Source organism: Micromonospora sp. NPDC049359 (assembly GCF_044466585.1).
GTDB lineage: Bacteria > Actinomycetota > Actinomycetes > Mycobacteriales > Micromonosporaceae > Micromonospora.
In genome coordinates this window covers 110,494-135,174 of record NZ_JBITMW010000002.1, presented here as the reverse complement: position 1 = coordinate 135,174, position 24,681 = coordinate 110,494, and the positions used below count along the sequence as shown (strand labels likewise).

Sequence of the window (24,681 nt, the reverse complement as noted above, 5' to 3'; positions counted from 1 at the left end):
TCAGGCCAGGTGACCGCCGATCTTCGTGTACCCGCGCAGCAGGTCCCGGGAGATGATGAGCCGCTGCATCTCGTCGGTGCCCTCGAAGATGCGGTAGAGCCGGACCTGCCGGTACCAGCGTTCGATGGGCAGCTCCCGGGTGTAGCCCATGCCGCCGTGGATCTGGAGCACCCGGTCGACGACCCGGTTGACCATCTGCGCGCCGTACAACTTGCCCATCGACGACGCGTGCCGGGGGTCGAGGCCCTGGTCGACGGTCCACGCCGAGCGCAGGATCAGCCAGCGGGCCGCCTCCAGTTCGGTCTCCGAGTCGGCGATCATCCACTGGATGGCCTGGTTGGTGCCGATCTTCGCGCCGAAGGTCTCCCGGGTGTTGGCGTACTCGATGGCCATCTGCAGGACCCGCTCGGCGATGCCGACGGCGTGCGACGGGATGGTGTAGCGGCCCTTGCCGATCCACTCCATGCCGAGGGTGAAGCCCTGCCCGATCTCGCCGAGGATGTTGCGGTGTGGCACCCGTACGCCGTCGAAGATGAGGGACGCCGGGCCGCCCTCGCCCATGGTCTGGATGAACTCCGAGCGCCAGCCCATGGCCCGGTCCACCAGGAAGGCGGTCGCGCCGCCGTTGCGGGCGCCCTTCTCCCGGTCGGTCACCGCGACGACGATGGCGAAGTCGGCGTCGTGACCGCCGGTGATGAAGGTCTTCTCGCCGTCGAGGATCCAGTCGTCGCCGTCGCGGCGGGCGGAGAGCCGGATGTTGGCGGCGTCCGAGCCGGCGCCCGGTTCGGTGATCGCGAAGCAGGACCGGCGCTCACCCTCGATCGTCGGGATGAGGAACTCCTGCTTCTGCTCCTCGGTGGCGTGGAACAGGATGTTGTCGGCCTCGCCGCCGAAGCGGAACGGCACGAACGTGTGGCCCAGCTCTGTCCAGATCAGCGACTGGAGGACGGCCGGCAGGTTCATCCCGCCGTACTCCTCGGGGGTCGCGAGACCCCAGAAGCCGAACTTGCGGGCCTTGAGTTGCAGCTCGCGGACCTCGGAATGGTCCAGACTCGGCTGGTGGGCCCGCTCCCGGCGAAGCACCTCCGCCTCCAGCGGCATCACCTCGCGTTGGATGAACGACCGGGCGGTGTCCCGCACCGCCCGCTCCTCGTCGGTGAGCGAAAAGTCCACGATGGTCCTCCTGGCGTCGGCGCGGCCGGTCACCACTAAACTAGCGGTGTAAGTTTTGCTGAGTCCAGTCCCGCGAGGAGCGTTGTGCCCCGACCCCGCCAGCCCCGGCTCACCCGGCAGCTGATCGTCGAGACAGCCACCGCGCTGATCGACGCCGAGGGCCTGCCCGCCTTCTCCACCCGCCGGCTCGCCGCCGCGTTGAGCGTCCAGGGGCCCTCGCTCTACAACCACTTCGCCACCAAGGACGAGATCCTCGACGCGGTCGCCGACGGGGTCACCGGCGCCGTCGACACCAGCGGATTCGCCAGCCGTGACTGGGCCGCCGCGCTGCGCGATTGGGCGTGGTCGTACCGGCGGGCGCTCACCGCGCACCCGAACATCGTGCCGTACCTGGCGCAGGGGCCGGGTCGACGTCCGGCCGCCCTCGCCATGGCGGACGCGGTCTACGGCGGTCTCGTCCGCGCCGGCTGGCCACCGGCCCGCGCCACCCACATCGGCGCGGCGCTGCGCTACTTCGTGGCCGGGTCGGCGCTCGGCTCGTTCGCTCGCGGCTTCGTCGAGGATCCCGAGCTGTACGCCGCGCACTACCCGCACCTGGGCCAGGCGCACCGGCTCGCCGAGCACCAGCAGAGCGTCGACGAGGGCGCCTTCGCCCTCGGCCTGGACGCGCTGCTGCACGGGCTGGCCGCCGAGTACGACCGCGCCGTCGGCCCCCTCGGCGCGGTGGAGTCCGGGCAGTCCAGCGGGTAGCGTCCAAACTCCCAGCGCTAGTTTCATCGTCCGTCCGCCGCTGAGCCGCCCGTCGCCCACCCCCCCCGAAGGGACGCCATGGACCTCGCCGCACCGCCGTCGCCGCTCCCCGACACCCTGCGCCTCCGGCGTCACCTGCACATCGGCGGCGAGTGGACGCCGCCCGCCGGCGCCGACGTGCTCGACGTGGAGAATCCGAGCACCGGGGACACCGTCGGCCAGGTCCCCGCCGGCACGGCGGCCGATGTGGACGCCGCCGTCACCGCAGCCCGCGCCGCCTTCGCGGGCTGGGCGGCCACCGCGCCCGCGGAACGCTCCGCGCACCTCGACCGGCTGCACACCGCGCTCGCCGCCCGTGCCGACGACCTCGCCCGCACCATCGCCGTGGAGCAGGGCTCGCCGCTCAAGCTCGCCACCCGCGTGCAGGTCGGGCTCCCGCTGACGGTGCTGCGCGACCACGTCGCGCTCGCCGCCCGTCCGCCGGTCGAGGAGAGCATCGGCAACTCTCTCGTCGTCCGCGAGCCGATCGGCGTGGTCGGCGCGATCACCCCGTGGAACTACCCCCTGCACCAGGTGATGGCCAAGGTGGCGTCCGCGCTCGCCGCCGGCTGCACGGTCGTGCTCAAGCCGAGCGAGCTGACCCCGCTGACCGCGTACCTGCTCTTCGACGCGGTCACCGAGGCCGGCCTGCCGCCGGGCGTGCTCAACCTGGTCCCCGGCACCGGCGCGGTGGCGGGCGAGGCGCTCGCCGGGCACCCGGACGTCGACCTGGTGTCGTTCACCGGCAGCACCGCCACCGGCAGCCGGATCATGCGACTCGCCGCCGACCGGATCACCCGGGTCGCGCTGGAGCTGGGCGGCAAGTCCGCCAACGTGATCCTCGGCGACGCCGACCTGGCCACCGCGGTCAAGGTGGGCGTGGGCAACGCCCTGCTCAACTCCGGGCAGACCTGCACGGCGTGGACCAGGATGCTGGTGCACCGTGACCGGTACGACGAGGCGCTCGACCTGGTCGCGGCGGCGGTCTCCGGTTACCGCCTCGGCGACCCGTTCGACCCGGCCACCCGGCTGGGCCCGCTCGTCTCCGCTGCGCAGGCGCAGCGGGTACGCGGTCACGTCGACCGGGCGCTCGCCGACGGCGCGCGGCTGGTCGTCGGCGGCCCGGACGCCCCGGTCCCGGCGCGCGGGCACTTCGTCGCCCCGACCGTCTTCGCCGACGTGCGTCCGGACAGCGCGCTCGCCCAGGAGGAGGTCTTCGGCCCGGTCCTCGCGGTCATCCCGTTCGACGACACCGACGAGGCCGTGGCCATCGCCAACAACTCGCGGTACGGGTTGGCCGGCGCGGTCTGGTCCGCCGACACCGACGCGGCGCTCGCGGTGGCGCGACGCCTGCGGACCGGGGCCGTCGACATCAACGGCGCGCCGTTCAACCCGCTCGCTCCCTTCGGCGGCTACAAGCAGTCCGGCCTCGGCCGGGAGCTGGGCACGCACGGGCTCGCCGAGTTCTGCGAGGTAAAGGCGATCCAGCGATGACCGGCCCCGAGCTGACATCGGCCGCGCCGGGCGGCGCCGCCGAGCCGGCGTCCGCGCCGGTCGTCGTCCGCGCGCTGGTCGCCCGCGAACGCGGGGCCGAGCTGCGGGTCGAGCGGGTACGACTGCCCGCGCCCGGCCCCGGCGAGGTGCGGGTGACGATCCGGGCGGCCGGTGTCTGCCACTCCGACCTGTCCATGGTGAACGGCACGATCGCCGCGAGGTTCCCGCTGGTGCTCGGGCACGAGGCGACCGGGGTGGTGGCCGAGGTCGGGCCGGGCGGCGGGCTGACGGTCGGCACACCGGTGGTGCTCAACTGGGCGCCCGCCTGCCGGGCCTGCTGGTGGTGCCGACGCGGCGAGCCGTGGCTGTGCGCCGACACGACGGCCCCGACCGTGCCGCGGGGCGAGACCGAGGACGGGGTTCCGCTGCACCTGACCCTCGGTCTCGGCGCGCTCGCCGAGGCGGTGGTGGTCCCGGAGAGCGCTGTCGTACCGATCCCCGTCGGCCTGCCGGTCGAGCAGGCCGCGCTGCTCGGCTGCGCGGTGCTCACCGGCCTCGGCGCGGTCCGGAACACCGCCCGGGTGGCGTCCGGCGAGTCGGTCGCCGTCGTCGGGCTCGGCGGGGTCGGGCTCGCCGTGCTCAGCGCGGCACGCCGGGCGGGTGCCACGACGATCCTCGCCGTGGACGTGGCCGAGGCGAAGCGTGACCTGGCCCTGGCCGCCGGAGCCACCGACTTCCTGCTCTCCGACGATCGGCTCTCCAAGGAGGTGCGGGCTCGCACCGAGGGGCGGGGCGTCGACCACGCCTTCGAGTGCGTGGGTCGGGCCGCCACCATCCGGGCGGCCTGGCGGCTCACCCGGCGCGGGGGCTCGGTCACCGTGGTCGGCATGGGCGCGAAGGACGACATGGTCAGCCTCGGCGCGCTCGACATCTTCCACTCCGCCCGTACGCTGCGCTCCTCGGTGTACGGCTCGTCCGACCCGGACCGTGAGGTGCCGGTGCTGGCCGCCGAACTGGCCGACGGTGCACTGGACCTGCGCGTGCTGGTCAGCGGCACGGTCGCGCTGGGCGAGGCGCCCGCCGCGTTCGACCGGCTCGCCCGAGGCGAGGGTGCCCGCTGGGTGGTGACACTGGACTGAGCCGAGCAGGCTCACCCGCTGGCGATCTCCGGCCGGCGGCACCGGCCGGAGATCGGCTTCGCTCAGAAGGGTGGTGCGTCCTCGCCCATCAGCGCCAGTACGACGCCACCCCTTCCGCTCTTGAGGCTCTGGACGACGACCTTGCCGGTGCTGCCGTCGGGCAGCTCCAACGTGAAGGTCTTGCCGATCGCGTTCTTGGGACCATTTCCGGCGCTGTTGGCGGGACGGAAGTCGCCGGCCCACGGCCGGGTCCCACCTTTGCGGGCGGGCTCGGCGAAGAGGGCGGCGGTGCCAGGGGTCCTGGTGCCGTCCGAGGAGAGAAGCACTGAGGCGCTGCGATAGGTAGCCATATGCGCCAAGGCTATCCCGGAGTGCCGCGGTCGCGGCAGATGACGGCGCGGGTAAACGTCGACCGCCGCCGGCCCGGACGCCTTTGTCGCTGGCCGGCGGCCACCGGGGTCACGCGGCGGCGCCGAGCACCCACTGTCTGGTCTCGGCGATGAAATCGGCCGGGAAGCCGAGACGGAACCCGGTGGCCGTCTCCAGCCGCAGGGCCAGTTCCGGCGGCAGCGTGACCGCGGTGCAGCCCAGGTTGTCCCGGAGTTGTTCCACGGTCCGCGCGCCGATGATCGGCAGCACGCCGCTGCGGAGGCGGGTCCAGGCGAGGGCCACCTGCGCCGGGGTGACGCCCAGCTCGCCGGCGACCTCCTGCACGACCTGCGCCACAGTGAGGTCGCGGTCGCCGATCGTGTCCCGGCTCAGCCGCGTCCTCTCCTGCGGCGGGCCGGCGTTGTACTTGCCGGACAGCACGCCGCCGCCGAGCGGGCTCCAGGCCGTCACGGTCATGCCGTACGCCTCGGCCATGGGCAACAGTTCCCGCTCGGCGTCGCGGTTGACGAGGCTGTACGGCACCTGGAGGCCGGCGAACGGGCTCCAGCCGCGCCACTCGGCCAACGTGTTCGCGCGGGAGACCACCCAGGCAGGGGTGTCCGACACCCCGACATAGAGGACCTTGCCGGCGGTGACCGCGTCGTCGAGTGCCCGCATGGTCTCGTCGATGGGCGTGCGCTGGTCCCAGATGTGCACCCAGTAGACGTCGACGTGGTCGGTGCGCAGCCGGCGCAGGCTGGTCTCCAGCGACAGCCTGAGGTTCTTGCGGTGGCTGCCACCACCGTTGGGGTCGGCCGAATCACGGGTCACCGTGTACTTCGTGGCCACGACGAACCTGTCGCGCCGCCCGGCGAGCAGCTCGCCGAGCATCTCCTCGCTGGCGCCGCCGCGGTAGTTGATGGCGGTGTCAACGACGTTGCCGCCGGCCTCGGCGTAGGCGTCGAGGATGCGGCGGCACTCTTCGATCGGCGCACCGACGCCACCCTGTTCACCGAACGTCATCGCGCCGAGCACCAACTCGGACACTCGCAGCCCGGTCCGCCCGAACGTCGTGTACCTCATGCGAACTCCGTCGCAACGAACTCGGCAGCGACGTCGCTCAGGTGCCGGTGGGGTGCCCAGCGGTGCTCGGGCGGGTCGAGGAACTGCGCGGTGCGGTCGGTAACCTCGGTCATGCGCCCGACCATACGCCCTGTCTGGTCACAGTGTCCAGATGCTCTATCAGGTAGGCTGCGGCCTGTGATGGCCCGCCGTGACGACCCGCAGCAGAGCCGCGCCGAGCTGCGCGAACGTGTCTTGAACGCACTTCGTGAACTGCTGCGCGAACGCACTTTCGACACGCTCAGCGTGGCCGACATCATCACCGCCGCAGGCGTCTCGCGGGCCAGCTTCTACTTCTACTTCGCCGGCAAACAGGCGGTGCTGGCCGAGCTGGTACGTCGGGCGGTCGGTGCCGGTCACGAGGCCGCCCAACCGTGGGTGCAGGCGACCGCCGACCCGCGCGAGACGCTGCGAGCGGGCATCGACGCCGGTGCCGAACTCTGGCTCGCCAATGCCGCCGTGCTGCGCGCGATCGTGGAGACCTGGGCGTCCGACCCGCAGTTGCGCGAGCTGTGGCTGGGCCAGATGGCGACGTTCACCGACGCGACGGTCGCACGGATCGAGGCCGATCGTCGGGCGGACCCCGCTGTCTCGGCCCGGCTCGACGGTGTCGACGTGCACGCGCTCGCCGCAACGCTGACCTGGACCGGCGAGCGGCTCTACTACCTGGCCGCGTGCGGGGTGCCGCCGTTCGACGACCGGGCGGTGCTGGTCGACACGCTCACCCGCCTGTGGGTGTCGGCGCTGTACGACCAGCCCGTACCGACGACCGGGAATCCCTCTCGTCCTGCTGGCGGTCAGGTGGTTTGATCACGACGTCGATGCGGAGGGGGCACGGTGGGACGGAACGCGATCATCTTCCACGGCACCGGCGGTAACCCGGACGTCGTCTGGTACCGCTGGCTGGCCCGGCGGCTGGAGGCCCGGGGTTACGCCGTCGAGGTGCCGCACCTGCCGGGTGTCAACGTCGAGCCGATCGCGACGTTCCTGCCGACGGTGCTGGCCGGGCACCACTTCGACGAGGAGACGGTGCTGGTGGGCCACTCCGGCGGCGCGGCCCTGCTGCTGGCGCTCCTGGAGCACGTCGAGGTGACCGTGGCCCAGGCGATCCTGGTCGCCGGCTACTGCACCCGGCCCAACACGAGCGACGAGCCCGTCCTGCAGGAGCGCTACGACTGGGCGGCGATCCGGTCGCACGTGCGGGACATCTACTTCGTCAACTCGCGCGAGGATCCGTACGGCTGCGACGACCGGCAGGGACGCGCGATGTTCGAGCGGCTCGGCGGCACCCAGATCGTGCGCGACGACGGCCACTTCGGCGACTACGACCAGCCGTACGAGCGGTTCGAGCTGCTCGACCGCCTCATCCCCTGACGCTCGTCACATCCGCGCCCGCAGCACGTCGACCTCGCAGCCGGGCGCCGACGGGTCGAAGCCGTGCTCGGTCAGCCAACGGATCACCACCAGGCTGCGCCACGACCACCACGCCCGGATCACGTCGAGGTCGACGTCGGTGCCGTAGCCGGCCAGGACGTCGCCGAGGCGCTCCTCGTGGCCGAGCGTCAGCGTGGCGAGGTCGAACAGGGCGTCGCCCCGGGCCGCCTCGGACCAGTCGAGGACGCCGGTGACCTCGTCACCGTCGACGAACACGTGGCCCACCTGCAGGTCGCCGTGCGTGAAGACCGGCGTCCACGGCCGGAGCGCCGCCTCGGCGATGTGCCGGTTGCGGGTGACCAGGTCGGTGGGGAGAGCGCCGTTCGCGACGAGCCAGGCGCACTCGCGGTCGAGCCGCGTGGCCAACTCGTCGAGACTCCGACCGGGCCAGGGCGGCAGCGGCGCGTCGTGCAGCCTCCGTACGGCGGCGCCCGCCGCGACCCACGCCGTGGCCGGCGCGGTCGACGGCTCGCCCAGGCGGCCGAGCGCCCGCCCGCGCAGGGCGGCGAGCGCGAGCACGGGCGGGTTGTGCCAGAGGACCTGCGGGGTCGGCACGGGCGCCAGCGCCATCGCCGCCACCTCGACGTCCGCGTGATCCGGATCAGCGTCGATCTTGAGAAACACGTCCCCGGCACGTACGGTCGCCCGCTCGGAATGGGCGACGACGACCTCGATCTCCGGCACGTCGGCCATTGTCGCGGGATCGGCCGCGACCTTCGACGGGTTTTCGGTGGCGGAGTCGTTGCGGCGGGAAAATACCTAGCAGTACTATGCATCGTACTTCTAGGGTTGGACGGGAGGTCCCGTGAAGGTCGCCAAGGATCTGGTCGCCGCGTCGGCGACGCCGATGGTGCTCGGCATCCTGGCCGAGGGGGACAGCTACGGCTACGCCATCCTCCGGCGGATCAACGAGCTGTCCGGCGGTGAGCTGGACTGGACCGAGGGGCTGCTCTATCCGTTGCTGCACCGGCTCGAACGTCTCGGCTTCGTGGAGTCGAGCTGGCAGGCGGTCGCCGGCGAGCGCAGGCGCAAGTACTACCGGATCACCGACCGGGGCCGGGCCGAGCTGGCCGAGCAGCGCCGGCAGTGGGACACGGTCGTGGGCGCGCTCAAGGCGGTCTGGCACGACCGCGCGCCGCTGACGCCGCGTCCGCTGGAGGGTCTCGCATGACGGTGTACGACGGTCCCCACGAGCACGAAGGCCCGCGCGAGTTGGAGGCGCAGGTGACGCAGTGGCGTCAGTACGTGCTGCGCCGCGGGACGCTGAGCCCGGCCGACGCCGACGAGCTGGAGGACCATCTCCGCGGTTCCGTCGACGCGCTCGTCGCGGCGGGCCTCAGCGCGGACGAGGCGTTCCTGGTCGCCGTGAAACGGATGGGCAGCCTCGACGAGTTGTCCCGGGAGTTCGCCCGGGAACACTCGGAGCGGCTCTGGAAGCAGCTCGTGCTCACCGGCGACTCCGGCGCCTCGGACGCCGGCACGCGTTCCCGACGGGACCTGTGGGTGATGCTCGGCGCGGCGGCCGGCGCGGTGGCGTCGGTGAAGGTGCCGGCGCTGTTCGGGCTGACCTTCGACGGCGACGGCTCGTTCTACACGCGTAACTTCACCCTGTTCGCGCTGCCCTGGCTGGCGGCGTTCCTCGCCTGGCGGCGCCGAGCCCGGCCGGCGGTGGTCGTGGCGCTGGTGGCGCTGTTCGTCCTCGGCGCGCTGGCGGCCAACGTCTACCCGCTGGCGGGCGACTCGCAGTCCATCGTCGTCACCAGCGTCCACCTACCGATCGCGCTGTGGCTCGTGGTCGGTCTGGCCTACGTCGCCGACGACTGGCGCTCGACACGTCGACGCATGGACTTCATCCGCTTCACCGGGGAGTGGTTCATCTACTTCGTGCTGATGGCCCTCGGTGGTGGAGTGCTCGCCGCCTTCCTGTTCAACACCTTCGCGGCCATCGGCATCGTCCCGGAGGCGTTCGTCTCGCAGTGGCTCCTACCCTGCGGCGCGGCGGCCGCGGTCGTCGTGGCCGGGTGGCTGGTCGAGGCCAAGCAGAGCGTCGTCGAGAACATCGCGCCCGTCCTCACCCGGCTGTTCACCCCGCTGTTCACGGCCGCGCTCCTGGCCTTCCTCGTCGCCGTCGTCTGGACCAGCCACGGCATCGACGTCGAGCGCGAGGCGCTGATCCTGTTCGACCTGCTGCTGGTCGTGGTGCTGGGGCTGCTGCTCTACTCGTTGTCGGCCCGCGACCCGCTGGCCCCGCCCGGCGCGTTCGACAAGCTCCAGCTGGCGCTGGTGCTCAGCGCGCTGGCCATCGACCTGCTGGTGCTGTTCGAGATCACCGGGCGGATCACCGACGACTACGGCGGTACGCCCAACCGGGCGGCGGCCCTCGGCGAGAACGTGGTCCTGCTGGTCAACCTCGCGTGGTCGGCCTGGCTCCTGCTGAGCTTCGTCCGTCGGCGTACGCCGTTCGCGGCCCTCGAACGCTGGCAGACCGGCTACCTGCCGGTGTACGCCGCCTGGGCCTGGATCGTGGTCCTCGCCTTCCCTCCGCTGTTCCGGTACGCCTAGCGAGCTGCGGGACAGGAGGCGTCCGGCCAGCGCGGCGGCGAGGCCGGCGATCCCGGCCGCCGCGAAGCCGCCGGCCGGTACGGAGAGGTCGATCGCCACGCCGACGAGAGGGGACCCCAGGGCGAACCCGGCGCTCTGCGCCGACGACTGCAGACCTGTCGCCGGCGACGGAGGGTGATCCGTTGACGGACGCCGTGGAAGACGCGCTGCGTCGGATGGTCCGAGCCCCGCCCCGGGTCACTTGCCGGTGACGATGCCCGGGTTGATGCACAGGCCCGGGTTCGCGCCGTTCTTCTCGGCGATCTCCAGGCATCGGGTCACCTTGTCGACCTTCGCGTTGGTCTCGGTGATCTGCTTGGAGATCTCGGCGTTCTTACGGTCCTGCTCCAGGTTGCGGGTCTGCGCCAGCTTGTCCTGGAACGCCTTGATGTTGCCCTCGGTCTTGTCGTCGTGGTTGACCCGGGTGATGGTCACCGACAGGATGTCGACGTCCGTGGCGAGGCGGCTCTCCGCGCTGGTCTTGATGTTCGCCGCGAACGGTTTGAGGTCCACGTTGAGGTCGCCGGTGCGCGCGTCGATCTTCTCCAGCGGGTTGTACGCGGCGAACGCGTCGTTGACCGCGCTGTCGAGCTGCACGCCCACCCGCTGTCCCCGGAAGCTCACGAAGTCGCCCTTGTAGTCCATGAACTGCTTGGGGGCGTTCTCCGGTTTGACCTGCCACTCGATGAGCACCTCGACGCAGGCGTCGGCGAGCGTTCCGGTACGGACCCGGACGCAGTCGTCGCCGCCGATGTGGTCGTACTTCTGCCGGCCCGCGTCCCACTCGCCGACCTTCTGCCAGGGGGCCACCCACTTCAGGCCCGAGCCGGTCACCTCGCCGGTCGGCTTGCCGAAGCTGGTCACGATGCCGACCGAGCGGATCGGCACCGAGTGGGCGCTGGAGGCGATGCCGACCACCAGGCTGAGGGTGAGGAAGCCGAGCGCGGCGAGGGCGGCCACCCGCTTCAGCGAGCGGGCGGGGGCGACGAGCGCGGCGACGGCGCTGACGACCAGGGCGACGGCGAGGATGATCGCCATGGTGAAGCCGACGGGCATGGGGTGGGGGCCTTCCGCTGGGCTGTGTGGATCTTCACGCTAGGAGGTCCGGTCAAGTCGGGCCGCGCCGGTCGGCGTCGGCCCGCCGCCGGTAAATTCCGCGCCGGGCGCATCCGCCGCGCCCGGTCGCGGCGAACCCTGGGTAGCGAACACCGACCCGGGGGTACGTCTGTGCTGACCGATCCGATGCCGCCTGTGCTGACCGATCCGATGCCGGCCGACGCCGTGCAGACCGCGCTCAAGCGGGTCTCGCTGGCGGCCGAGGACCTGGACGGTAACCGGGTCGCCACGCTGATGCTGGAGTTGGCGGCCGAGTGGGGCGTGCCGGCGCTCTGGGAGCAGGTCTGCCAGCCGCTGCTGGCGCCGATGTCGGGGCGCGACGTCGGCGAGATCGCCGTGGAACACGCCCTGTCCGAGGGCGTCCGGGTCGGGCTGGACGTGTATCGCCGGGATCCCGGGCGGTCCCTGCCGACCGGCGGGGTGCTGCTGGCCGGCGCCGAGCGGGAGGCGCACTCGCTCGGTCTGCACGCCCTCGCCGCGGCCCTGCGGGAGCGGGGGCGTGGCTGCCTGCACCTGGGACCCGCGCTGCCGTGGTCCGCGCTGAGCGGCGCCGTGCGCCGCGCTCGCCCGTACACCGTCGTGGTGTGGTCGCAGACGCCGGTCACCGGGCGCGCGTACCGGCTGGTGCGTTTCGCCCGTGATTTCCCCGGCCTGCGCGTCTACGGCGCCGGGCCGGGCTGGATCGAACCGCTCGCCGCGCCCGCGGTCCACCTGAGCGCGCTGCCGGCCGCCGTGGCCGCCTGTCTGAACGTGCCGGAGCCGGGGGAGCGGCGTCGCGCCGAGACGTGACGCCGACCACTTCCGATACGAAACAGTTCCGTATCGTTAATGGCTGGTCGTAGTCTGTTCGCCGTTACGAGTCTGGCCCGTATCGTATTGCGGAACGGGTGCAACCGGGGGGAGAACCGGGCATGGAGCTGCACGAGAACACAGGACACCCGAGGAGGTGGGCGATCCTGGGGGTGCTGGTGATCAGCCTCCTCGTCGTCGTCCTCGACAACACGATCCTCAACGTCGCCCTCCGCACCCTGGCCGACCCGGTACACGGTCTCGGCGCCAGCCAGGGCGAGCTGGAGTGGGCGATCAACTCCTACACGCTGGTCTTCGCCGGCCTGCTGTTCACCTTCGGCGTGCTCGGCGACCGCGCCGGCCGCAAGCGCTTCCTGATGATCGGGCTGGCGCTGTTCGGCCTGGCGTCGCTGCTCTCGGCGTACGCCGACAGCCCCGCGCAGCTCATCGGCGCCCGCGCCCTGATGGGGGTCGGCGGCGCGGCCATCATGCCGGTGACGCTCTCGATCATCTCCAACGTCTTCGACCCCCGCGAGCGCGGCCGGGCCATCGGCGTCTGGGCCGGCGCGGTCGGCCTGGCCGTGGCGATCGGCCCGATCCTCGGCGGCACGCTGCTGGAGCACTTCTGGTGGGGCTCGGTCTTCCTGATCAACGTCCCGGTGGTCGTCGCCGGCGTGATCCTGGTGGCGCTGCTCGTCCCCGAGTCGCGTGACCCGCGCCCCGGCCGCGTCGACCTGCTCGGCGTCCTGCTCTCCGTGGTCGGCCTGGTGGCCCTCTCCTACGGCATCATCGACGGTGGCGAGCACGGCTTCGACCGTCCGGTGGCCTGGGGTTCGATTCTGGTGGGCATCGCCGTGCTGGCCTGGTTCGTGCGGCACGAGCTCCGCTCCGACCACCCGTCACTGGACGTCCGCCTGTTCAAGGTGCCCCGTTTCGCCGCGCCGGTGGCCATCGTCGGCCTGGTGTTCTTCGCCGCGATGGGCGTGATGTTCTTCAGCTCCTTCTACCTGCAGCTGGTTCGCGACTACAGCCCGCTGCAGACCGGTCTGCTCTTCCTGCCCTTCGCCGGGGCCCAGCTGATCTTCGCGCCGCGCAGCGCCGCGATGGTCCGCCGCTACGGCGGCCGGGCGGTCGCCGCCGTCGGGCTGGGGCTGACCGTGGTGGCGCTGGCCGCGTTCGCCTTCATCGACGCCTCCACCCCGATCTGGATGGTGCTGGTCGTCTTCTTCCTCCAGGGCGTCGGAATGGCCAACATCATGCCGCCGGCCACCGAGTCCATCATGTCGGCGCTGCCGCGCGAGAAGGCCGGCGTCGGCTCCGCGGTGAGCAACACCGTCCGCCAGGTGGCCGGCGCGCTCGGCGTGGCGGTCCTCGGCTCGGTGCTCAGCGCGGTCTACCGCAGCGACGTGGGCGACGCGCTGACCGGCCTGCCCGCCCAGGCGCAGGACGCGGCCAACGAGTCGATCTCCGGGGCGTACGCAGCCGCCGGACAGCTCGGCCCGGCAGCGCCCACGCTGATCTCGGCGGCCAACGATGCCTTCGTCACCGCCATGCACTGGGCGGCGGCGCTGTCCGCGATCGTCGCGGCTCTCGGCATGCTGGTGGTGCTGCGGTGGATGCCGGGCCGCGACGCGCTGGCTCCGGCGTCGGCGGCCCCCGCCGCCGAGCCCGAGTTGGCCGGGACGGCCTAGGTTCGGGGACGATGTCCGACATGACCTCCACCGCAGATGCTCCGCGGTCGCCCGGGCGACCGCGGAGCATCCGCGCCGACGAGGCGATCATCGAGGCGACCCTCGACCTGCTCGCCGAGGGCAGCACCATCGAGGCGCTCTCGATCGAGGCGATCGCCACCCGCGCCGGCGTCGGCAAGGCCACCATCTACCGCCGCTGGGCCGGCAAGGACGCGTTGCTGCTGGACGCGCTGCGCCGACTCAAGGGCATCATGCCGCAGCCGGCCGGCCACTCCGTCCGCGACGACCTGCTGCTGCTGGTCGGCGCGGTCGGGCAGAACGTCGACCCCCGCGCGACGAAGATCATGCCGTGCCTGGTGCCGGCGGTGAACCGCAGCCCGGACCAGTTCCAGCTCTACCAGAACATCATCGAGCCCCGGCGGCAGCTCATGCGCGAGGTGCTGCGGCGCGGCATCGACGAGGGACTGCTCCGGCCCGACATCGACATCGAGGTCACCATGGCGCTGCTCACCGGGCCGATGCTGATCCAACGCGTACTCCAGTGGAACCCGGAGCTGGACAACCGCAAGCTGCCCGCGCAGGTCGTGGACGCTGTTCTCGAGGGCATCCGCGCCCGCTGAGCCGACCGCGCGCCCTGGCCGGGGCCTGCACCGACCGCGCGCCCTGGCCGGGGCCTGCACCGACCGCGCGCCCTGGCCGGGGCCTTCTCGACCGCGCGTCGGGTCAGCCCGCCGGGGCGCGCAGCCGGTGCAGGCGCAGCGCCAACTGCACCTCCAACGCCCGCTCGGGGCGCTGCCAGTCCGCGCCGAGCAGCTGCCCGACCCGCTCCAGCCGCTGCGTCACCGTGTTGACGTGCACGTGCAGTTGCTCGGCGGCCCGGGCCAGGCTGCCACCCACCCCGAAGTACGCCTCCAGCGTCTTCACCAGCGCCGTCCCGCGCCGGGCGTCGTAGTCGACCACCGGTCCGACCGTGGTGGTGAGGAACCGCGCCACGTCCCTGTCGCCCCGGTCACCCACCGTGCCCAGCAGCAGCCCGACGAAGCCCAACTCGGCGGTGCTCGCCCCCTGACCGGCGCGGCCCAGCGCGCCGAGGGCGGTGAGGCACCGGTCCGCCTCGTGGAACGTCCCCGCCAGCGCCCCCGGCCCCGTCGCCGGGCCGCTCGCCCCGGCGGTCACCGGCCGGCCCGTCACCCGCGACAGGTCCCGCGCCACCGCGCGGGCGCTGCCGCCGGCATCCTGGCCCGGCAGCATCAGGACCACCCGACCGTCGCGCGCCGCCGCCAGGCCACCCCGCGTCGAGGCGTACGTGGTGGCCCAGGAGAGCACCCGCTGCCGCGCCGAGCCGGTCGCCGCGATCGCGTCGTCGCCCACCGTCACCAGCACGTGCGGCGCGTCCAGGTCCACCCCGAGCCGACGGGCCCGGCTGCGCAGCGCGTCGGTGTCGCGCAGCGGCCGGGCGATCAGGTCGTCCAGCAACTCGCCACGGACCCGCCCCTCCGCCTCGGCGACCGTCCGGCGGAACAGCAGCAGCAGCGCGGTCACCAGCGCGGCCCGCTCCAGGATGCGCTGGTCCGCGTCGACCAACTCGTCGTTGGGACGCAACACCAGCGCGCCCAGGTTCTCGGCGCCCGCCACCACCGCCGCGTACCACAGTGGACCACGGCGGACGCTGCGCCCCTCGGTCCGGGAAGCGGCCACCGCCTCGACGATGTCCGCCCGCTCCGGCTCGTCGATCTCGCCGACCCGGGCCAGCAGGCGGCCCTCGGCGTCCAACGCCAGCAGCGCCCCGCCCAGCACGTCGGTCACCGCCGCCGCCACGTCCTCCACGCCGCCGCCGCGCAGCACCAGCGCCGTCATCCGGTCGTGCGCCGCCGCGGCCCGCTCCACCGAGCTGCTGTGCGCCCGGATGGTGGTGTTCGCCGCCGACAACTCGGCCAGCGCCGAACGGGTCTCGGCCAGCAGCCGGGCCGTGTCGATCGCCACCGCGGCGTGCGCGGCCAGGGAGACCAGCAACGCCACCTCCTCCCGGGCGAACGGCCGGGCCGAGCGGTTGGCCGAGTAGAGCACCCCGATCGAGGTGGACCCGAGCCGCAGCGGCACCCCGAGGATCGCCACCAGGCCCTCCTCGCCCACTCCGGCGTCGATCTCACCGGTGTGGTGAAAGCGCGCGTCCTCGCCGTAGTTGGCGGTGACGTACGGCGCGCCGGACTGGGCCACCAGACCACCGAGGCCGGCGCCCATCGGCAGCCGCAACCGCTGGAAGCGGGCCGACACGGACCCGTCGGTCACCCGCATGTACGTGTCGCCGCGCTCGTCGTCGTTCAGCGTCATGTACGCCACGTCGGCGCCGAGCAGGTTGCGCGCCCGGTGCACGATCGCCCGCAGCACGTCGTCCAGGTCGCGCAGCCCGGCCAGGTCACTGACCGTGTCGTACAGGCCGGACAGCTCGGTCTCCCGGCGACGACGGCGCTCCAGCAGCGCGCGGACCCGCAACGCCACCGTCTTGGCCTGCTCCAACTCGGCCAGCCGGGCCGGCGGCACACCCGCGGCGCGCGCGGCCACCAGCGGGCCCTCGAACTCCACCGCGGCGGCCTCGCGGGCGAGCAGTTCCAGGAACTCCACCGGCGACGACATGGTCGACATTGTGCGCGGACCCACTAGTTGGCCGTCCAGCCCCCGTCGAGCGCGATCGACGCGCCGGTGATGAAGGCCGCCGGCGGGGAGCAGAGGTACGCCAGCAACTCGGCCACCTCCTCCGGTTCGATCAGCCGTTTGACGGCCGCCCGGGCCAGCATGATCTTCTCGACGACCTCGGCCTCCTCGATACCGTGGCTGGCCGCCTGGTCGGCGATCTGGCTCTCCACCAGGGCGGTCCGCACGTACGCGGGGTTGATGCAGTTGGCGGTCACCCCGTGCGCGGCGCCCTCCAGCGCCACCACCTTCGAGAGCCCTTCGAGGGCGTGCTTCGCCGAGACGTACGCCGCCTTGTACGGCGAGGCCCGCAGACCGTGCACCGACGAGATGTTGACGATCCGACCCCAGCCCCGGGCGTACATGTGCGGCAGCGCCCGGCGGATCAGCAGGAACGGCGCCTCCACCATCACCCGCTGGATGTACTCGAAACGCTCGACGGGAAAATCCTGCACCGGCGCCACGTGCTGGAGCCCCGCGTTGTTCACCACAATGTCGACGTCCACGTCGAGCGCGTCCACGGCAGCCGGGTCGGCCAGGTCCACGCCCTCGGCGCGTCCGCCGGCCTGGGCGGCCACGGCCTTGGCCGCCTCCAGGTTGCGGTCCACTACGAGCACCTTCGCGCCGGCCGCGCCGAGACGCAGGGCGCACGCCCGCCCGATGCCGCTGCCGCCGCCGGTGACCAGGGCGGTCCGACCGGCGAGGTCGACCTGTACGACGTGGGGGACCGCCACGGGTTCTGCCGTCATGGCGCAAGAAGTTACGAGCTGTGTGTCCGTCGGCACATGGGCCGGAGCCACATACTCCCGGGCAAAGCTGTGTGCCCCGCTGGGTCGTCGCTCCGTTGGGTCGTAGGCCTGGTGGGTTGCCGCTCCGCCGGGTCGCCGCGCCCCCGCTGGGCCGTCGCGCTGCCCGCTGGGTCGTCGCGCTGCCCGCTGGGCCGTCGCGCTGCCCGCCGGGTCGCCGCGCTGCCCGCCCGGCCGCCGCGCTGCCCGCTGGGCCGCCCGCAAGATCGCGCTGCATCCAGGATGTAGTGGTGTCGGCGGTGCGAGAGGCCACTACATCCAGGATCGAGCGTGACCTTGAGCCGTGCCGGCCCGGCCCGCCCGTGCCGCTGCCCGTCGGCCCGCAGACCCGTGCCGGTCGGTGGTCGTGGCTGGCGCGCGCCGTCAAGATCCGCGCGACTTCGGGGATGTTGCTGTCTCCGGCGCGGCTGAGGCAGCAACATCCCCGATCTTGTGAGGATCTTGGGCGCGGGGCGCGGGGCGCGGGGCGCGGGGCGCGGGGCGCGGGGCGCGGGGCGCGGGGCGTGTCCCGTGGGGGCGATGGGGAGGGTGGGGGTTAGGGTGTCGAACACACGTACTGGGGGAGGGGGCGGCGTGCGGGTGCTGGGGGTCGATCCGGGGTTGACGCGCTGTGGGGTGGGCGTCGTCGAGGGCGTGCCCGGCCGGCCCTGCACGCTGGTCGCCTACTACGTGGTCTACACCGATCCGGCCGACGACCTGGCGTTGCGGCTGCTGCACCTGGACCGGTCGCTGACCGAGTTGGTGACCAAGCACGAACCGGAGAGTGTCGCCGTCGAGCGGGTGTTCAGTCAGCACAACGTCCGTACGGTGATGGGCACCGCCCAGGCCAGCGGCATCGCGGTGCTGGCCGGGGCGCGGGCCGGGTTGCCGGTGCAGACGTACACCCCGAGCGAGGTGAAGGCGGCGGTGACCGGTTCCGGTCAGGCCGACAAGGCGCAGATGACCGCGATGGTGACCCGGCTGCTGCGGTTGGCCGAGCCGCCGAAACCGGCGGACGCCGCCGACGCGCTCGCCCTGGCCATCTGTCACGTGTGGCGCGGCGGCACCCGGTCCAAGCTGGCCGCCGCGGCCGACCGGGCACGACGAGGAGGAGCACGATGATCGCCAGCGTGCGCGGCACGGTGACCGCGACGGGTCCGGATCTGGCCGTGATCGAGGTCGGCGGGGTCGGCCTGGCCGTGCACTGCGCTCCCGGGACGCTCGCCGAGCTGCGGGTGGGACAGCCGGCGCGGCTGGCGACCAGCCTGGTGGTCCGGGAGGACTCGCTGACCCTGTACGGGTTCGCCGACGACGACGCCAGGGCGCTGTTCGAGCTGTTGCAGACCGCCAGCGGGGTCGGCCCGCGGCTGGCCCAGGCCGTGCTGGCGGTGCACACGCCGGACGCGGTGCGCAAGGCCATCGCCAACGCCGACACCGCCGCGCTGACCCGGGTGCCCGGGATCGGCAAGAAGGGCGCCGAGCGGCTGGTGCTGGAGTTGCGTGACCGCATCGGCCCGGTCTCGATCGGCGCCGACGGGGCCGGTGGCGTGACCGGTGGCGCGTGGCCCGACCAGGTCCGGCAGGCGCTTGTCGGGCTGGGCTGGACGGCCGGGCAGGCGGACCAGGCGGTGGCCGCCGTGGCGGAGACGATCGACGGGCCCACCCCGCCCGTGCCGGTCCTGCTCAAGCAGGCCATCCGGCTGCTGGGCCGGACCCGATGAGCGAGACCGACGGGCTCGTCTCGGCGTACGTCAGCGATGCCGAGCGCGACGCGGAGGCGACCGTACGGCCTCGGCGGCTGGCGGAGTTCATCGCCCAGGACCGGGTGCGTGACCAGCTCGACCTGCTGTTGCAGGGCGCCATGCGGCGGGGGTCGCCGCCGGACCACATCCTGCTGTCCGGGCCACCCGGGCTGGGCAAGACGAGCCTCGCCAACATCGTCGCCGCCGAGATGGGCGCGGGCATCCGAGTGACCAGCGGTCCGGCGATCGAACGGTCGGGTGACCTGGCGGCGATCCTGACCAGCCTCGCCGAGGGCGACGTGCTCTTCATCGACGAGATCCACCGGATCGCCCGACCGGCGGAGGAGCTGCTCTACAGCGCGATGGAGGACTTCCGGGTCGACGTGGTGGTCGGCAAGGGGCCGGGCGCGACCGCGATCCCGCTGGACGTCGAGCCGTTCACCCTGGTCGGCGCGACCACCCGCTCGGGTCTGCTGACCGGACCCATGCGGGACCGGTTCGGTTTCGTCGCGCACCTTGACTTCTACGCCCCGGCGGATCTGGAGACGCTGCTGCACCGTTCGGCGCGCATCCTCGGGGTGCCGATCACCCCGGACGGCGCGGCCGAGATCGCGGGCCGCTCCCGGGGCACGCCCCGGATCGCCAACCGGTTGTTGCGCCGGGTCCGTGACTACGCGGAGGTCCGCGCCGACGGTGTGGTCACCCTCGGCACCGCCCGCAAGGCCCTGACGGTGTACGACGTCGACGCGCTGGGCCTGGACCGGTTGGACCGGGCGGTGCTGACCGCCCTGGTGGACTCGTTCCGGGGTGGCCCGGTCGGGCTGTCCACCCTCGCCGTGGCGGTGGGGGAGCAGCCGGACACGGTCGAGGAGGTCTGCGAGCCGTTCCTGGTGCGTGCCGGCCTGTTGGCACGCACGCCCCGGGGGCGGGTGGCGACGGAGGCCGCCTGGCTGCATCTGGGGCGTACGCCACCGAATGGTACATTTGGGGCGGATATCCCGCCGACACCCGATCTGTTCTCCGTAGATACCGATCAGCCGTAATGTGAACGTGATCTGTGCCGCATTCGGTGTTCTCAGGTGCAGGGATTAGACTTCGCCGCGGTCTGTACAGGTTGTGAGAATCCGCCTCCGCTCTGGCACCCCCCGTGCCGGCGTGGAGGCCAATGGGAAGGCAGTAACCGTGCAATACCTTGCAGCGGGTGGTGGAGCCGGCGGCTTCACGCCGGTCCTGATGGTCGTCCTGCTCGGCGGCGTCATGTACTTCATGATGATCCGTCCCCAGCAGAAGCGTCGTCGCGACGCCGAGGCCATGCAGTCCGGGCTCGGCCCGGGCGACGAGGTCGTCACCATCGGCGGGCTCTACGGCACGGTCACCGGCGTCGAGGACGACGCCGTCCTGCTCGAGATCGCTCCGGGCGTCCAGACCCGCTACGCCCGCCCGGCCATCGCCCGGGTGGTCACCCGCGCGGAGCTGCCGAGCGAGCCGGTCACCGAGGACGCGGACACCGTCAAGGAGTGACCTCCCGCGAGGGGTCGACGGTTCCGGCGGCAAGGCCGGCCGACCGACTCCCCGGGGCACCGCGCCCGACGGGGCAGCGGACGTGACGTGAAAACTGGATAGTTGGGTCGACGCCGGGCGTCGGCACGTTCCCGTGGCCGTCGGCGTCCCCGTGCCGGCGTGTCCGGTCACTGTGTCGGCACCCCGCCGACCCAGGTCAGATCGTTGGCCGGAACCCCCGGCTCGACACTCGCCGCCGCCGCGCGCAGCGGCGCGACCGTACAGGGAGACAGGACAACCGTGGCACCACCTCAGGGACAGATGCGCCCCGGCCGGCAACTCGCCGTGCTCGGGCTCATCTTCGTCGTCCTCTACCTTCTGGTGTTCTTCGCGGGCGGTGCCAGCGGCAGCTTCAAGGACCGGCTGGAGCCACGGCTCGGCCTGGACCTGATCGGCGGCACCCGGGTCACGCTGGAGGCGACCAACTCCGTCGACGGTAAGCCCCCGACGGCGGAGAACCTCGAGGAGGCCCGCCAGATCATCGAGAGCCGGGTCAACGCGTTCGGCGTGGCCGAGGCCGAGGTGGTCACCGAGGGCAACCGGAACATCGTCATCTCCCTGCCCGGTGAGAACCGGGACCTCACCGACGTGGGCAGCGCCGCCGAGCTGCGCTTCCGCAAGGTGCTCAAGGCCGCCGACGGCAGCGGGACGGCCGTCGCGCCGCCGGCCGCCGCGCCGACCCCGAGCGCCGCGCCGCCGTCCGGCGCCCCGTCGGCTAGCGCCGCGCCGAAGGTGACCCCGTCGGCGACCGGCGCGGCGAAGGTGAGCCCGTCGGCCAGCGGTGGACAGGGCGGGATGGCGCCCGCGCCGTCCGCCAGCGCCACGCCGACCCCGTCGGCCTCCGCGAGTGCCGCGCCCTCGGCGAGCGCCAGCGCCGAGCCGGTGCCGGCGAGCATCGAGGAGCAGCGCAAGGCAGTCGAGCAGAAGGTCGGAGCCGCCGCCTGGCAGACCGCGAGTGGCCTGCAGGCCCCCGCCGACCTCAGCGCCGACCCGTCGCTGGGCGACAAGCTCAAGCCGTTCAGCACGCTGACCCCGCAAGAGGTCGCCGTCCTGCCGGCGCAGATGCAGTTCAACGTGCCGACCATCGGTTGCGCGCAGCTCGACAAGCGCCCGCCGGCGTCGATCTCCGACCCGAAGCAGCAGGTCGTGTCCTGCGAGGACGGCGCGTCGAAGTACCTGCTCGACCAGGCCAAGGTGCTGGGTACCGACGTGGACGACGCCGACGCGGTGCTCGACCAGGCCAACTCCTGGGTGGTCAGCCTCGACTTCACGGGCGACGGCCAGGGCAAGTGGACGGCGCTGACCCGCGAGGCGTTCGGCAACGAGGGCCAGGCCTGTGACGCCACCGCCCTCGGCCAGGACGGCAAGTGCCGGGTGGCCGTGGTGCTGGACAACGAGATCGTCTCCTCGCCGGAGATCCAGGGTGTGCTGACCGGCAACTCGCAGATCACCGGCCAGTTCACCCAGAAGGACGCCAGCACCCTCGCCGGTCAGCTCCGCTACGGCGCGCTGCCGGTGACGTTCGAGCAGCAGGAGGCGCAGAACGTCACGGCGACCCTGGGCGCCAGCCACCTGCGGGCCGGTCTGCTCGCGGCCGGCATCGGCATGCTGCTGGTCATCATCTACGCGTTCTTCTACTACCGGCTGCTCGGCTCGGTCATCTTCCTGAGCCTCATCCTCTCCGCGCTGCTGGTCTTCGGCGCGCTGGTGGTGCTCGGCCGGCAGATCGGCTTCACGCTCACCCTCGCCGGCATCGCCGGCATGATCGTCTCGCTCGGTGTGGCGGCGGACTCGTTCGTCATCTACTTCGAACGACTCAAGGATGAGATCAGAGAGGGTCGCAGCCCACGCAGCGCGGTGCCCCGCGCCTGGATCCGGGCCCGCCGGACGATCATCTCGGCCAACGCGATCACGTTGCTCTCCGCGGTGGTGCTCTACGTGGTCTCGGTCGGCACGGTCAAGGGCTTCGCGTTCGCGCTCGGCCTGGCCACGGTGCTGGACCTGGTCGTGGTCTTCCTCTTCCGGCACCCGATCATGACGATGTTCGCCCGGACCCGGGCGTTCCTGTCCCCGCGGGTCAGCGGCCTGGGCCGGGCTCTTCCGGCCCGCAGCCAGCAGACTCAGCCCCGCAACCCGCGCGCCAAGGAGGCCTGAGATGGCTCAAAACGGTTTGGCGAGCCGCCTCTACAACGGCGAGGCCGGTCTCAACATCGTCGGCCGCCGCAAGCTGTGGTTCGGTGTCGCCGGTGTCCTGATCCTGGTCGCGATCCTCAGCTTCGCGCTCCGCGGTTTCAGCCTCGGCATCGAGTTCGCCGGCGGTAACTCGTTCCAGGTGCCGGCCAGCGTCGGCACCCTGGACGACGCCGAGCGCGAGGTCAACTCGGCCCTCGCGACCGAGAACACCGGCGTCAAGGTCGCCACCACGCAGAAGGTCGGCGGCCCGGGTGGCGACTCGTACGAGCTGCGGACGCCGCAGCTCACCGTCGAGCAGGCCAACGCGGTCAAGGCCCAGATCGCCGAAGACCTCAACATCAACGCCAACGAGATCAGCAGCAACCAGGTCAGCGAGGCGTGGGGCAGCCAGGTGACCGAGCGGGCGGTGCTCGGCCTGGTCATCTTCATCGCGCTGGTGATGGTCTACCTGATCCTGCGCTTCGAGTGGCGGATGGCCGTCGCGGCGGTCTCGTCGCTGTTCATGAACCTGATCCTGACCGCCGGCATCTATTCGCTGGTCGGCTTCGAGGTCACCCCGTCGACGATCATCGGCTTCCTCACGATCCTGGGCTTCGCGCTCTACGACGTGGTGGTGGTCTTCGACAAGGTGCAGGAGAACACGCGGGGCATCACCGCCAACAACAACATGACGTACAGCGAGGCGGCCAACCTGGCCGTCAACCAGAGCCTCATGCGGTCGCTCAACACCTCCGTGGTGGCGCTCCTGCCGGTCGGCGGTCTGCTCTTCATCGGTGCCGGCCTGCTCGGCGCGGGCACCCTGAAGGACCTCGGCCTGGTGCTGTTCGTCGGTATGGCGGTGGCGTTCCTGACCTCCATCCTGGTGGCGACGCCGCTGCTGGCGCTGCTGAAGAACTACGACCCGCGTATCCAGGCGCACAACAAGCGGGTGCAGACCCGCCGGGGTGCGTTGGGCCGTGGTGAGGCCACCGGCAAGGTCACGCCGACGCCGGTCGACGGCGACGCGGCCGACGTGATCGACCCGGACTCGGCGGCGCTGGCCGGCGCGGCCCCCAAGGTGGGTTCGCGGCCGGCGGGCAAGCGGCCGACCGGCGCGCGGGGCGGCCGCCCCGGCGGCGGCGGTAACCGGCCCGGTGGCGCCAAGCGTCGCTGACCGGCCGGCGCGCTCACCAGCGCGAGGCGAGGGCGAAAGGAAGGGCCCCTTGTTATGCACCAGGCGATAACAAGGGGCCCTTCCTTTCGCAGCACCTGATCGGCCCGGGGCTGACCCGGGAGGAAACGCCCGAACGGCGTCCGGCATGCTGTGCGAGCAGCATGCCGGACGCCGTCGTCGTTGGAAGGGAACGCAACAGCCGTGACGGAGACCCACAGCAGCGCCCCGCGGGGGGACAGCGGCCCGGAGGCCGCCCGACTGGTGGCCAGCCGGGTGCTGGACGTGCCGGACTTCCCCAAGCCCGGTGTCCTGTTCAAGGACCTGATGCCGCTGTTCGCCGACGGAAAGGCGTTCCGCGAGGTTGTCGACGGGATCGTCGCGTACCACGGGCGGGACGCGTTCGACGTGGTGGTCGGCATCGAGGCGCGGGGGTTCGTCGTCGCGGCGGCCGTCGCGTACGCGGCCGGGGTGGGTGTCGTACCGGTGCGTAAGGCCGGCAAGTTGCCCCGTCCGGCGCACTCGGTCTCGTACGCGCTGGAGTACGGCGAGGCCACGCTCGAGGTGCACGAGGACGCCTTCACCGCCGGCCACCGGGTGCTCGTCGTCGACGACGTGCTGGCCACCGGGGGCACCGCCGAGGCGACGCTGGACCTGGTCGAGCGTGCGGGCGGTACGGTGACGGGCTTCACCGTACTGTTGGAGCTTGCCTTCCTGGGCGCCCGGGAGCGACTGACGCCGCGTCCGGTCCATGCCCTTTTGACCGTTTGATCCCTGTCGCGCTGGCGCTGGGACGGGGGTGCGCCCACGTCGCGGATCGAACGGCCGTGCCGACCGGCGGAG

At 72.4% G+C, this 24,681-nt stretch carries 24 protein-coding genes; 17 read left to right on the top strand and 7 right to left on the bottom strand.

Annotated features, from left to right (window positions below; genetic code table 11):
* Entirely contained in the window at positions 1-1,173 is a 1,173-nt protein-coding gene (locus tag ACIBTX_RS06840) for an acyl-CoA dehydrogenase family protein (RefSeq protein ID WP_357119555.1), read from the bottom strand.
* A gap of 84 nt (positions 1,174-1,257) precedes the next feature.
* Between ACIBTX_RS06840 and ACIBTX_RS06835 the strand changes: the two genes are divergently transcribed.
* The 3 genes from ACIBTX_RS06835 (at position 1,258) to ACIBTX_RS06825 (ending at position 4,595) form a co-directional block, all read left to right on the top strand.
* Positions 1,258-1,923, top strand: a complete 666-nt coding sequence (locus tag ACIBTX_RS06835) for a TetR/AcrR family transcriptional regulator C-terminal domain-containing protein (RefSeq protein WP_357119552.1) — start codon at positions 1,258-1,260, stop codon at positions 1,921-1,923.
* 78 nt (positions 1,924-2,001) lie between these two features.
* Positions 2,002-3,456, top strand: a complete 1,455-nt coding sequence (locus tag ACIBTX_RS06830) for an aldehyde dehydrogenase family protein (RefSeq protein WP_357119549.1) — start codon at positions 2,002-2,004, stop codon at positions 3,454-3,456.
* Positions 3,453-4,595, top strand: a complete 1,143-nt coding sequence (locus ACIBTX_RS06825) for an alcohol dehydrogenase catalytic domain-containing protein (protein ID WP_357119546.1) — start codon at positions 3,453-3,455, stop codon at positions 4,593-4,595. The genes ACIBTX_RS06830 and ACIBTX_RS06825 overlap by 4 nt, the downstream gene beginning before the upstream one ends.
* A 62-nt stretch (positions 4,596-4,657) precedes the next feature.
* Here ACIBTX_RS06825 and ACIBTX_RS06820 read toward each other — a convergent pair whose 3' ends face one another.
* Together ACIBTX_RS06820 and ACIBTX_RS06815 are read right to left on the bottom strand one after the other, a co-directional pair.
* The gene (locus tag ACIBTX_RS06820; protein ID WP_355053485.1) at positions 4,658-4,945 is read right to left on the bottom strand and encodes a hypothetical protein; all 288 of its coding nucleotides are present in this window, start codon (positions 4,943-4,945) and stop codon (positions 4,658-4,660) included.
* Positions 4,946-5,054: 109 nt separating this feature from the next.
* Positions 5,055-6,047 (bottom strand): aldo/keto reductase, encoded by a 993-nt coding sequence (locus ACIBTX_RS06815; protein WP_357119541.1) that lies wholly within the window; start codon positions 6,045-6,047, stop codon positions 5,055-5,057.
* A 180-nt stretch (positions 6,048-6,227) separates the two neighbouring features.
* On the opposite strand from ACIBTX_RS06815, the gene ACIBTX_RS06810 reads away from it, so the two are divergent.
* Both ACIBTX_RS06810 and ACIBTX_RS06805 read left to right on the top strand, forming a co-directional pair.
* Entirely contained in the window at positions 6,228-6,896 is a 669-nt protein-coding gene (locus tag ACIBTX_RS06810) for a TetR/AcrR family transcriptional regulator (protein WP_396832272.1), read from the top strand.
* A gap of 27 nt (positions 6,897-6,923) precedes the next feature.
* Entirely contained in the window at positions 6,924-7,460 is a 537-nt protein-coding gene (locus ACIBTX_RS06805) for an alpha/beta hydrolase (RefSeq protein ID WP_357119539.1), read from the top strand.
* Between the two features lie 6 nt (positions 7,461-7,466).
* Here ACIBTX_RS06805 and ACIBTX_RS06800 read toward each other — a convergent pair whose 3' ends face one another.
* Positions 7,467-8,213 (bottom strand): phosphotransferase family protein, encoded by a 747-nt coding sequence (locus tag ACIBTX_RS06800; RefSeq protein WP_396832159.1) that lies wholly within the window; start codon positions 8,211-8,213, stop codon positions 7,467-7,469.
* Between the two features lie 112 nt (positions 8,214-8,325).
* Here ACIBTX_RS06800 and ACIBTX_RS06795 point away from each other — a divergent pair, with 112 nt between their 5' ends.
* The gene (locus ACIBTX_RS06795; RefSeq protein WP_357119532.1) at positions 8,326-8,691 is read left to right on the top strand and encodes a PadR family transcriptional regulator; all 366 of its coding nucleotides are present in this window, start codon (positions 8,326-8,328) and stop codon (positions 8,689-8,691) included.
* The gene (locus ACIBTX_RS06790; protein WP_357119529.1) at positions 8,688-10,082 is read left to right on the top strand and encodes a permease prefix domain 1-containing protein; all 1,395 of its coding nucleotides are present in this window, start codon (positions 8,688-8,690) and stop codon (positions 10,080-10,082) included. Before ACIBTX_RS06795 ends, ACIBTX_RS06790 begins: the two co-directional genes overlap by 4 nt.
* A 237-nt stretch (positions 10,083-10,319) precedes the next feature.
* Here the strand turns inward: ACIBTX_RS06790 and ACIBTX_RS06785 are convergent, their stop codons facing one another.
* Positions 10,320-11,177, bottom strand: a complete 858-nt coding sequence (locus tag ACIBTX_RS06785) for an SPFH domain-containing protein (protein ID WP_357119525.1) — start codon at positions 11,175-11,177, stop codon at positions 10,320-10,322.
* A gap of 186 nt (positions 11,178-11,363) precedes the next feature.
* On the opposite strand from ACIBTX_RS06785, the gene ACIBTX_RS06780 reads away from it, so the two are divergent.
* The 3 genes from ACIBTX_RS06780 to ACIBTX_RS06770 all read left to right on the top strand — a co-directional run bounded on the left by ACIBTX_RS06780 (position 11,364) and on the right by ACIBTX_RS06770 (position 14,337).
* The gene (locus tag ACIBTX_RS06780) at positions 11,364-12,026 is read left to right on the top strand and encodes a transcriptional regulator (protein WP_357120740.1); all 663 of its coding nucleotides are present in this window, start codon (positions 11,364-11,366) and stop codon (positions 12,024-12,026) included.
* Between the two features lie 122 nt (positions 12,027-12,148).
* Complete coding sequence (locus ACIBTX_RS06775; RefSeq protein WP_357119522.1) at positions 12,149-13,717, top strand: MFS transporter; 1,569 nt, start codon at positions 12,149-12,151, stop codon at positions 13,715-13,717.
* 11 nt (positions 13,718-13,728) lie between these two features.
* Positions 13,729-14,337, top strand: a complete 609-nt coding sequence (locus tag ACIBTX_RS06770; protein ID WP_357119519.1) for a TetR/AcrR family transcriptional regulator — start codon at positions 13,729-13,731, stop codon at positions 14,335-14,337.
* A 103-nt stretch (positions 14,338-14,440) separates the two neighbouring features.
* Here the strand turns inward: ACIBTX_RS06770 and ACIBTX_RS06765 are convergent, their stop codons facing one another.
* Positions 14,441-16,360 carry a helix-turn-helix domain-containing protein gene (locus ACIBTX_RS06765; RefSeq protein WP_357119516.1) on the bottom strand — a complete coding sequence of 640 codons (1,920 nt, stop codon included), beginning with the start codon at positions 16,358-16,360 and terminating at the stop codon, positions 14,441-14,443.
* A gap of 14 nt (positions 16,361-16,374) precedes the next feature.
* Positions 16,375-17,157: a 3-hydroxybutyrate dehydrogenase gene (locus ACIBTX_RS06760; RefSeq protein ID WP_357119513.1), complete on the bottom strand. Its 783-nt coding sequence runs from the start codon at positions 17,155-17,157 to the stop codon at positions 16,375-16,377.
* Positions 17,158-17,787: 630 nt separating this feature from the next.
* Here ACIBTX_RS06760 and ruvC point away from each other — a divergent pair.
* The 7 genes from ruvC to ACIBTX_RS06725 all read left to right on the top strand — a co-directional run bounded on the left by ruvC (position 17,788) and on the right by ACIBTX_RS06725 (position 24,609).
* Entirely contained in the window at positions 17,788-18,315 is a 528-nt protein-coding gene (ruvC, locus tag ACIBTX_RS06755; RefSeq protein ID WP_357134893.1) for a crossover junction endodeoxyribonuclease RuvC, read from the top strand.
* The gene (gene ruvA / locus ACIBTX_RS06750) at positions 18,312-18,914 is read left to right on the top strand and encodes a Holliday junction branch migration protein RuvA (RefSeq protein ID WP_355053641.1); all 603 of its coding nucleotides are present in this window, start codon (positions 18,312-18,314) and stop codon (positions 18,912-18,914) included. Before ruvC ends, ruvA begins: the two co-directional genes overlap by 4 nt.
* On the top strand, positions 18,911-19,978 hold the full coding sequence (gene ruvB / locus ACIBTX_RS06745; RefSeq protein WP_357175774.1) for a Holliday junction branch migration DNA helicase RuvB: 1,068 nt from the start codon (positions 18,911-18,913) through the stop codon (positions 19,976-19,978). Before ruvA ends, ruvB begins: the two co-directional genes overlap by 4 nt.
* 139 nt (positions 19,979-20,117) lie before the next feature.
* Positions 20,118-20,456 carry a preprotein translocase subunit YajC gene (yajC, locus tag ACIBTX_RS06740; protein WP_357134887.1) on the top strand — a complete coding sequence of 113 codons (339 nt, stop codon included), beginning with the start codon at positions 20,118-20,120 and terminating at the stop codon, positions 20,454-20,456.
* 279 nt (positions 20,457-20,735) lie between these two features.
* Entirely contained in the window at positions 20,736-22,649 is a 1,914-nt protein-coding gene (gene secD / locus ACIBTX_RS06735) for a protein translocase subunit SecD (protein ID WP_357175771.1), read from the top strand.
* A gap of 1 nt (position 22,650) precedes the next feature.
* Positions 22,651-23,841 (top strand): protein translocase subunit SecF, encoded by a 1,191-nt coding sequence (gene secF / locus ACIBTX_RS06730; protein WP_357134885.1) that lies wholly within the window; start codon positions 22,651-22,653, stop codon positions 23,839-23,841.
* Positions 23,842-24,042: 201 nt separating this feature from the next.
* Positions 24,043-24,609, top strand: coding sequence for an adenine phosphoribosyltransferase (locus ACIBTX_RS06725; RefSeq protein ID WP_357133529.1), 567 nt, complete (start codon positions 24,043-24,045; stop codon positions 24,607-24,609).
* Positions 24,610-24,681 lie beyond the last annotated feature (72 nt).

Excerpts from the sequence above, each read along its gene's own strand:
- ACIBTX_RS06785 (WP_357119525.1), bottom strand. The coding sequence starts at position 11,177 with ATGCCCGTCGGCTTCACCATGGCGATCATCCTCGCCGTCGCCCTGGTC.
- ACIBTX_RS06825 (WP_357119546.1), top strand. The coding sequence starts at position 3,453 with ATGACCGGCCCCGAGCTGACATCGGCCGCGCCGGGCGGCGCCGCCGAG.
- ACIBTX_RS06820 (WP_355053485.1), bottom strand. The coding sequence starts at position 4,945 with ATGGCTACCTATCGCAGCGCCTCAGTGCTTCTCTCCTCGGACGGCACC.
- ACIBTX_RS06770 (WP_357119519.1), top strand. The coding sequence starts at position 13,729 with ATGTCCGACATGACCTCCACCGCAGATGCTCCGCGGTCGCCCGGGCGA.
- secF (WP_357134885.1), top strand. The coding sequence starts at position 22,651 with ATGGCTCAAAACGGTTTGGCGAGCCGCCTCTACAACGGCGAGGCCGGT.
- ACIBTX_RS06815 (WP_357119541.1), bottom strand. The coding sequence starts at position 6,047 with ATGAGGTACACGACGTTCGGGCGGACCGGGCTGCGAGTGTCCGAGTTG.
- ACIBTX_RS06765 (WP_357119516.1), bottom strand. The coding sequence starts at position 16,360 with ATGTCGACCATGTCGTCGCCGGTGGAGTTCCTGGAACTGCTCGCCCGC.
- ACIBTX_RS06790 (WP_357119529.1), top strand. The coding sequence starts at position 8,688 with ATGACGGTGTACGACGGTCCCCACGAGCACGAAGGCCCGCGCGAGTTG.
- ACIBTX_RS06760 (WP_357119513.1), bottom strand. The coding sequence starts at position 17,157 with ATGACGGCAGAACCCGTGGCGGTCCCCCACGTCGTACAGGTCGACCTC.
- ACIBTX_RS06810 (WP_396832272.1), top strand. The coding sequence starts at position 6,228 with ATGGCCCGCCGTGACGACCCGCAGCAGAGCCGCGCCGAGCTGCGCGAA.
- ACIBTX_RS06800 (WP_396832159.1), bottom strand. The coding sequence starts at position 8,213 with ATGGCCGACGTGCCGGAGATCGAGGTCGTCGTCGCCCATTCCGAGCGG.
- ACIBTX_RS06780 (WP_357120740.1), top strand. The coding sequence starts at position 11,364 with ATGCCGCCTGTGCTGACCGATCCGATGCCGGCCGACGCCGTGCAGACC.
- ACIBTX_RS06830 (WP_357119549.1), top strand. The coding sequence starts at position 2,002 with ATGGACCTCGCCGCACCGCCGTCGCCGCTCCCCGACACCCTGCGCCTC.
- ruvA (WP_355053641.1), top strand. The coding sequence starts at position 18,312 with ATGATCGCCAGCGTGCGCGGCACGGTGACCGCGACGGGTCCGGATCTG.
- ruvB (WP_357175774.1), top strand. The coding sequence starts at position 18,911 with ATGAGCGAGACCGACGGGCTCGTCTCGGCGTACGTCAGCGATGCCGAG.
- ACIBTX_RS06775 (WP_357119522.1), top strand. The coding sequence starts at position 12,149 with ATGGAGCTGCACGAGAACACAGGACACCCGAGGAGGTGGGCGATCCTG.